Annotated in this window: 7 protein-coding genes, 1 other RNA gene and 1 pseudogene; all 9 read left to right on the forward strand. The window is 50.6% G+C overall.

The annotated features are described in order from the left end of the window. Positions 1-12: 12 nt before the first annotated feature. Positions 13-912, forward strand: coding sequence for a hydroxymethylglutaryl-CoA lyase (locus CV944_RS07850; RefSeq protein ID WP_100664029.1), 900 nt, complete (start codon positions 13-15; stop codon positions 910-912). 14 nt (positions 913-926) lie between these two features. Then, entirely contained in the window at positions 927-1,709 is a 783-nt protein-coding gene (locus tag CV944_RS07855) for an enoyl-CoA hydratase (protein ID WP_020755509.1), read from the forward strand. Between the two features lie 169 nt (positions 1,710-1,878). Beyond that, entirely contained in the window at positions 1,879-3,432 is a 1,554-nt protein-coding gene (locus CV944_RS07860) for an acyl-CoA carboxylase subunit beta (protein ID WP_094238640.1), read from the forward strand. Between the two features lie 63 nt (positions 3,433-3,495). Continuing rightward, positions 3,496-3,684, forward strand: a non-coding RNA gene (gene ssrS, locus CV944_RS07865) — 6S RNA. Positions 3,685-3,885: 201 nt separating this feature from the next. Then, entirely contained in the window at positions 3,886-4,326 is a 441-nt protein-coding gene (locus CV944_RS07870) for a MarR family winged helix-turn-helix transcriptional regulator (protein ID WP_060787796.1), read from the forward strand. A 3-nt stretch (positions 4,327-4,329) separates the two neighbouring features. Next, entirely contained in the window at positions 4,330-4,968 is a 639-nt protein-coding gene (locus CV944_RS07875) for an HlyD family secretion protein (protein ID WP_033012202.1), read from the forward strand. Between the two features lie 10 nt (positions 4,969-4,978). After that, complete coding sequence (locus tag CV944_RS07880) at positions 4,979-6,691, forward strand: DHA2 family efflux MFS transporter permease subunit (RefSeq protein WP_100664031.1); 1,713 nt, start codon at positions 4,979-4,981, stop codon at positions 6,689-6,691. A gap of 244 nt (positions 6,692-6,935) precedes the next feature. After that, positions 6,936-7,598, forward strand: a pseudogene (locus tag CV944_RS07885) (insertion element protein); the annotation flags it as partial. Between the two features lie 190 nt (positions 7,599-7,788). Then, complete coding sequence (locus tag CV944_RS07890; RefSeq protein ID WP_233204981.1) at positions 7,789-8,157, forward strand: hypothetical protein; 369 nt, start codon at positions 7,789-7,791, stop codon at positions 8,155-8,157. Positions 8,158-8,783: the final 626 nt, after the last annotated feature.

Raw genomic sequence — 8,783 nt, forward strand, 5'->3', positions numbered from 1 at the left:
GGGGAGCAGAGCATGAGCCGATGGCCGGCGAAGGTGACGATCAAAGAAGTCGGCCCGCGCGACGGCCTGCAAAACGAAGTAGCGCCGATCGCGACCGCCGATAAAATCGCGTGGATCAACTTGTTGTCCGAAACGGGGCTGTCGTACATTGAGGTGACTTCCTTCGTCCATCCGAAATGGATCCCGCAGCTCGCCGATGCCGCTGAGGTCGCAGCCGGCATCGGCCGAAAAGCCGGCGTCACGTATGCGGCGCTCGTGCCGAACGAAAGAGGGCTTGAGCGGGCGTTGGCCGCGGGGATTGACGAAGTCGGCGTCTTTATGTCAGCGAGCGAAACGCACAACCAAAAAAATATTAACAAAACGATCGCTGCCACATTTCCGGTGCTGGAAGCGGTCGTGCAAACGGCAAAACAAGCAGGCAAAACGGTGCGCGGCTACGTTTCCACCGTCTTTGGCTGCCCGTATGAAGGGGCAGTTGCCGTCGATCAAGTGCTGATGGTGGCGGATCGGTTGTTGGCGATGGGGGTTGACGAACTGTCGCTTGGCGATACGATCGGCGTCGCGACGCCCAAGCAAGTGGAGGACGTGCTTGCTGAGGTGCTTCGCCGCTTTCCGGCCGGACGGATTGCCATGCATTTCCATGATACAAGAGGAACGGCGCTTGCCAACATTTTGGTGTCGATGGAGATGGGCATTACGACGTTTGACAGCTCGCTTGGCGGCCTTGGCGGCTGTCCGTACGCTCCCGGAGCGTCGGGAAACGTCGCCACTGATGATTTAGTATATATGCTTCACGGCATGGGGATTGAAACCGGCATCGATGTCGAGCAGCTGACGAAAGCGGCGTTGTTTATCCGCGACAAAATCGGCCGCCCGCTTTCGAGCCGGTATTTGCAAACGGTTGGATCATAAGGGGGGGAGAAAACGTGAGCGCACTTGTATCGTTTGAAACACAAGAAAACGGCATCGCCATTGTGACATTAAATCGCCCGGAAGCAGCCAACGCGCTTTCTAGAGCGCTTTTGTTGGAGCTTGGTGCGCTTTTGCAAGAAATCAAATTTCAAAAAGACGTGCGCGTCGTCATGTTGACCGGGGCCGGAGACAAAGTGTTTTGCGCCGGAGCCGATTTGAAAGAGCGGGCAGGGATGAACGAAACCGAAGTCCGTCAGGCCGTCGCTTTAATCAGCAAAACGATCAACGAGGTCGAGAAAGTGCCGCAGCCGGTCATTGCCGCGTTAAACGGCTCGGCCTTTGGCGGGGGGCTTGAGCTGGCGCTCGCCTGCGACATCCGGTTTGCCGCCGACGATATCCAGCTCGGGCTGACGGAAACGTCGCTCGGCATCATTCCGGGAGCGGGGGGGACGCAGCGGCTGCCGCGCCTTGTCGGTCTCGGCAAAGCGAAAGAGTTGATTTTTGCCGCCAAACGGATTACAGCGCAGGAAGCCGAGCGAATCGGCCTTGTCGAATACGCCGTGCCGCGCGCCGAGCTCATGGATCGGGCGCTTGAATTGGCGCAGCAAATCGCTGACAATGCGCCGATAGCCGTCCGCCAGGCGAAACGGGCGATCCAAAGCGTATTCAACGTTGATTTGGAGACGGGCCTCGCAATTGAGCAGCTCGCCTATGAGGCGACAATCCCAACGAAAGACCGTCTGGAAGGTCTGCAGGCGTTTAAAGAAAAGCGGAAGCCGGTGTACAAAGGGGAGTAAGCCTGCGCTTGGGAAGGATGAGGCTGTTTGGATAAGGAAAAAGCCGCACGGAGCGCTTGTTCTGCACCGACATTGGCACGACAGCCAAAAACGGCCCCAACCGTGCTCCCGGCCGAACACGCGGGATGGAACAGCAAGATCTATCAAAACAAGGAGGGGAAACAAAGAGATGAAGGAAACAGCCAATCAGCAAGACTCGCTCGCAGCGGAGCTGGAGAAAAGAGCGGCGGAAATCAAGAAAGGCGGGGCGCCAAAATATCATGAAAAAAATGCGGCCCAAGGGAAATTGTTTGTCCGCGAGCGGCTGAATTTGCTGCTTGACGATGGCTTGGAAGTGGAAGACGGCTTGTTTGCCAACTGTTTGGCGGATGGCCTGCCGGCTGACGGGGTGGTGACCGGGATCGGCAAAATCAATGGCCGCACCGTCTGCGTGATGGCGAACGATTCGACCGTCAAAGCTGGCTCGTGGGGAGCGCGCACGGTCGAAAAAATCATCCGCATTCAAGAAACGGCGGAAAAACTGCGCTGCCCGATCATTTATTTGGTGGACTCGGCCGGCGCACGCATTACGGACCAACTCGAAATGTTTCCCGGCCGGCGCGGGGCAGGGCGCATTTTTTACAATGAGGTGAAGCTGTCCGGCAAAGTGCCGCAAGTGTGCCTGTTGTTTGGCCCGTCAGCAGCCGGCGGCGCTTATATTCCGGCGTTTTGCGACATCGTCATCATGGTCGAGGGCAACGCCTCGATGTACTTGGGCTCGCCGCGCATGGCGGAAATGGTGATTGGGGAAAAAGTCACGCTCGAAGAGATGGGCGGCGCTCGCATGCATTGCACCGTCTCCGGCTGCGGCGACGTGCTCGTGAAAACCGAAGAAGAAGCGATTGCCTATGCGCGCCGTTATTTGTCATATTTTCCGTCCCATTACGGCGAAAAACCGCCGGTGGTCGAGGCGAAGCCGCCGAAATCGTTCGACAAAACGATCGAAGACATTTTGCCGGAAAACCAAAATGCGCCGTTCAACATGTATGATTTGATTGAGCGAATCATTGACGAAGGATCGTTTTGCGAAATCAAAAAACTGTTTGCGCCGGAAATCATTACGGGACTGGCGCGCCTTAACGGCCAGCCGATCGGCATCATCGCCAACCAGCCGCGCGTCAAAGGCGGTGTCTTGTTCCACGATTCGGCTGATAAAGCGGCGAAATTCATCACGCTTTGCGACGCGTTCCATATCCCGCTTCTGTTTTTGGCCGACGTCCCTGGCTTTATGATCGGCACGAAGGTCGAGCGGGCCGGCATCATCCGCCATGGAGCGAAAATGATCGCCGCCATGTCGGAAGCCACCGTACCGAAGATCTCGGTCATCGTCCGCAAAGCGTACGGCGCCGGGTTGTATGCCATGGCCGGCCCGGCGTTTGAACCGGACTGCTGCCTCGCGCTTCCGAACGCGCAAATCGCCGTCATGGGGCCGGAGGCGGCCGTCAACGCCGTTTATGCGAACAAAATCGCCGAGCTGCCGCCGGAAGAGCGTGCGGCGTTTGTCGAACAAAAACGCGAGGAATACCGGCGCGACATCGATATTTATCGGCTCGCTTCCGAATTGGTCGTTGACGGAATTGTCGCGCCGAACGATTTGCGCAACGAGCTCATCCGCCGATTTGACGCGTATATGTCCAAGTATATCGTCTTTTCTGAGCGGAAGCATGGGGTGTATCCAGTTTGAAAAAATGGATGGCTGTCCCTCTTGCCAAGGGACGGCCGATCATGTATCATAATAATCACCAATCCGTTGCTGCGTTGTGCGTTGTAGAATGAAGTTTCAACCGATGGCAATCAAAAGGGAGTTCTACATTGAAGCGGGAATGTCATGCCTCAATATTCGTGATGGAGGACGGCAGGAACGCTTCTGCGAACACCCACCTGGTGGAGCGTGGTTGAGAAACTGCATTCAGCCAACGGCAACAGCGGCGCGGATTCACGAATGAGGAGTTGGCAAAAGAGTCCAACTGGATGCAAAACATCCGGTTGGACTCTTTTTCGTTGCGTATGTTTTTGCCAAGACAATGAAACAATATAGTTGATTTTCCTCGTTTTCATGTTATAATCATATTTCGCGCAGAAATAATTCGTATTGAAACTATTCCAACAAGAAAGATGAAGCAAGGAGGGGGGATGAATGGAAGGAATCAGCCGGGACATCATGTACGCCGTCTTCCGGACGCAAAAGGCGCTTTACCGCCTCATCCGCGAGGACGCGGCTCGCGTCGGAGTGACGGAGGTGCAGCTGATCGTCTTGTATACGCTGTTGAAAACAGAACATATTCGCCTGAATGACTTGGCGGAAAAATTAAATTTAAGCAACAGCAACGTCAGCGGCACGGTCGATCGGCTCGTCGGCGCCGGCCTTGTTGTCCGCGAGCCGTCGAAGCAAGATCGGCGCGCGGTCATTTTGAGTTTGACGGAAAAAGGAAAAGAGACAGTGTCGGAAGCGTTTGGCGAGCAGTCGGTGCTGCGCCGGCGGCTTCGCCGCATTCAAGAACTCGTCTCTCCAGAGGAGATTGAACAGTTTTTGCATCTTCATGAAAAAATTAAAGCGATTTTACTCGGGGAGGAATAGACAGTGAACGTGAAACGATTGGTGGCGCTGAACATCATTGTGCTCATTTTGCTTGTCGGCGGCGGCTTTGCCGCTTACTACTATGTGAACGAAGCGACGAATTACATTAAAACAGACAACGCCCGCATCGACGGCCAGGTCATCTCGGTTGCGGCGCCGCTGTCCGGAAAACTGACATCCTGGCGGGGCGACACGGGAAAAACGTTCTCAGCCGGGGAAGAAATCGGTGAGGTGTTTGACGGCAAAACGACGGTGCCGGTGACAGTGCCTCATCGGATGACCATCGTGCAGCAAAACGCGGTCAAAGACTCGTTTGTCGCCGCGGGGACGCCGCTTGCCCGAGGGTTTGATTTGAACGATTTGTGGGTGACGGCGAACATTGAAGAGACCGATATTGAAGACGTGAAAGTCGGGCAAGACGTCGATATTTATGTCGATGCGTATCCGGACCGCAAATTCAGCGGCAAAGTCGAAAAGATTGGCAATGCGACAGCGAATACGTTCAGCCTGCTGCCGAGCTCCAATGCGACCGGCAACTACACGAAAGTGACCCAAGTGATTCCGGTCACGATTTCCATTGACAATTACAGCGGAGCCGGACTTGTGCCGGGCATGAACGTCACCGTCCGCATCCATAAGTAGGTGATGGGACATGACAACATTTGTCATTGGTTATATTGTGTTTGCCGTTTTGGTTTTGGCGGCGGTCAACATCGCGCTGCGCCGCCGCAAACCGGCTTCAGCTGCAGGGAAGGCGGCGGATGAAGCGGCGAAAGCCAACGCTCAACCGTTAGCGGAAACGAAAGCAGAGCCAGCGGCAGAAACGGATGGGCGCCCGGCCGCTCCAGCCGGGCAAGGCGGCCTCGGGGATATCGGCAGCCGCGGAAAAGTTGTGGCGACGGTCATGCTGGGCGCGTTTGTCGCCATCTTGAACCAAACATTGATCAACGTCGCCTTGCCCCATATGATGCAAGATTTCAACGTGGAAACGTCGACGATTCAATGGCTCGTGACAGGATATATGCTCGTCAACGGGGTGCTCATCCCGATCAGCCCGTTTTTAATCGCGAAGTTTCCAGCGAAACGGCTGTTTTTGTCTGGCATGTCGTTTTTCGCCATCGGCGCGTTTGTTTGCTCGATCGCTCCAACCTTTGCCGTCATGCTCGCAGGGCGGCTGACGCAGGCGGTCGGGGCGGGCATCATCATGCAGCTGATGATGGTCATTATGCTGTCGATTTTCCCGCCGGAACGCCGCGGAGTGGCCATGGGGACGGTCGGAATCGCCATGATGTTCGCGCCGGCGATCGGGCCGACGTTATCCGGATGGCTTGTCGAACATTATACATGGCGGCTGTTGTTTTACGTCGTTTTGCCGATCGCGATTGTAGACATTGTGCTTGCCTCCGCCTGGCTGAAACATACGCCGCGCAAGGGCAATCCGGTGCTGGACGTGCAAGGGGCGGTCTACTCCACGATCGGGTTTGGCGGCGTTCTGTATGGCTTCAGCGAAGCCGGCAGCAAAGGATGGGGCGAGACGGAAGTCGTTGTGTCGCTTATCATCGGCGTCTTGTTCTTGATCATGTTCACATGGCGTTCGCTCCGCTCGGAGCATCCGGTGCTCAATTTCCGTGTGTTCCGCTACCCAGTGTTTACGTTGGCGACCGTCATCGGATCGGTCATCAATATGGCGATGTTTGCAGCGATGGTGTTGCTGCCGGTGTATTTGCAAAACTTGCGCGGCTTTACGCCGCTTGATGCCGGTTTGCTGTTGCTACCGGGAGCGATTGTCATGGCGATCATGTCGCCGATTTCCGGCTGGGTGTTTGACCGCATCGGCGCGCGGGCGATGGCGATCGTCGGCTTGATCATCACCGCGGTCACGACGTGGGAATTCAGCAAGCTGACGATGGATACACCGTACAGCCAGTTAATTTGGCTTTATATTTTCCGCATGTTCGGCATGTCGATGCTCGGAATGCCGATTATGACGGAAGGATTGAACGCCTTGCCGCGCCATTTGTACAGCCACGGCACGGCGATGTCCAATACGATCCGCCAAGTGGCCGCTTCGCTCGGAACGGCGTTCTTGGTGACGATCATGTCCAACCGGGCCAAATTCCATGCGGACATGTACCGAAATGAGATGACGGAAAACAATCCGTTTTTCATGAGCCTTGTCGGCCAGCTGAAGCAGGCGATTCCGAGCGATGAAGCGGTGGTGCAGCTGCTGTATGGGCTCGTGCAGCAGAGATCGACTGTCGAAGGGATTAACGACGCCTTTTTCGTCGCCACCGGCTTGACGGTATTGGCGTTAATGATGGCGTTTTTCTTAAAGGGAAAAAAGCATAAATCGCCATCAGCGTAAACAAAGGAAGCGGCGCAGAAGCCTAACGGGTTCGGTTGTTGAGTACAAAATTAAAAAAAGTAATACAAAAGGGAGTCCAATTCGCATATGAAATGGACTCCCTTTTGTTTCTTGATATATCAATGTTTTATTTAATTTATGACCATTAATCGCATTATAATTAGCATCTTAATTAGCAAGTGACTGCTGACCAACAGACAGTATTCCAAATATGTGTTAAAATTGATGCTAATTGGACATAAATTCATTGATGACTTCCCTTTATCGTGTATTTGCCAAAGAAATTCGCTTATCTGATGCCCACCATTTTCTTTGTCAAACGGATAAAACAAAATCTCGGAAACAAGCTCGTGAGGAATTTGTTCAAGCAAGAGTGGATTTAATCAACTGGGGAATTAACTCTGGTTATGATACAAAGTCTTTGCGAAAATTGGCTTTTCTAAAACTGGAAGAATTATTTCATACACACCAATTTCATAAAAAAGTCATTTCAGATGGCAGCAGTCATTATGAATACGCTGATAATCCGATTGAACATCCGCTTGCGACAATTGACAGAGGATTTCGATGGGTTGATTGTACAACCAATCTTTCATCATTCGAACCGAAGGACATTGCCAATCTTGTTTTAAATGTGAATGACAACGCCACGAATACCTTTATCCAGCACATTCGAAGACGGCTATCTATTTTAGAAAGACCATTGACAACAGCTCGTGGTGACGGAAAAAGCTATATCTATTCAAACTTTAACCCAAAGTATGCTCAAATGGCTCTTACCATACTTCGGACTTACTACAATTTTTGTTTAGCATACAAAACAAAAGAGACAGTAGGAACACCTGCTCAACGATTAGGCATTGCAAAAAAACGATTTGATTTAAAAGAAATAATTTATATGCAATAACCATAATTGAAAGGGATTTGATATTTTATAAGACCAAATCACCATACGATTTGGTTTTTTATTTTTGTTGAAATATCAATATTTTTTGACGAAATCCTTTTTAAGGATTTTAGTATTTTATGTTAAACTAAATATATAGATTACTTAGAAAATTAGCAAAGGGAAAATTAACCCACGAGGAGGGAAGTGTATGAAAAAGTTTTTAATTCCATTATTAGTATTAATTGTGTTAGGCATTGGTGGTTATTTTGTTATTGGACTATTTAGTGCTAAACCACCTTTACCAACCATAACTGTTGGAGAAAAAAAGGTAGAAGTGACACAAGGTTCGTATTGTTGGAATGGATTACTTAATTCTGTTTGTGCTGATACAAGTTCTCCGCCAGAACTCATTAAAAATCAAGAACTAAAACCTGTGGTTGTACCACCAAATTCCCAATTGAAAATAGAATTCAAAGACGAGCCTAAAGAAAATACATTAGTAGTAAATAGATGGCTTACAAATATAAAAACAGGCTCTTCACCACAAAGTGTACTTGACAAAGAAAGACGATTATGATAAAGAAAATCAAAACAGCATTTTTCCTTTTTATACCACACGTCTCTTTGAGCAACATTGCTATCATGTTTGTCTTTAAAAGTCAAGTACATCTTTTGGTGAAATGATAATGTGATACTATTACCAAAAGAAAAAGGTGTTTATGTGTATGATGTTTCAGCAAGATGGGAAAAGGGAGATTCAAGTTATGCCTTTGTAATTGAAGTACGGTAGTAACCTTTTAGTAACAGTCTTGATTTAACAAGTCAATATAATTTTAGTTTAAAACGCTTGGAATAAACCCAAGCGTTTTAATGTGCTTTTTACCTTGTTAAATTTAGTTCGAATTTTGTGCTAATTACGCTGTTATTTGTACTGTTTTTTTTGATTTTGTACTTCTGAACCGAACCCGTTAGCAGAAGCCGCTTCTTTTTTTGTTTTATCTTAATTAGGCGAGAAGACTCCCACTTCAACGAAGCGAAGCGGAGTAAGTGGGAGATGAATCGCCTTAACTCAGGCGTGTTGATTATCCAATAAAATCCAAAGGGTATAGAAAAAAGAGCACCTTTCCTGTAGAATGTGAGTAGCGACACAAACAAACCCAGGAGGTGCTCTCTATGAACAAGCATACCACACTCCCGAATTTG

This window comes from Geobacillus sp. WSUCF-018B, from assembly GCF_002809985.1.
In the GTDB taxonomy this organism is placed as follows: domain Bacteria; phylum Bacillota; class Bacilli; order Bacillales; family Anoxybacillaceae; genus Geobacillus; species Geobacillus thermophilus.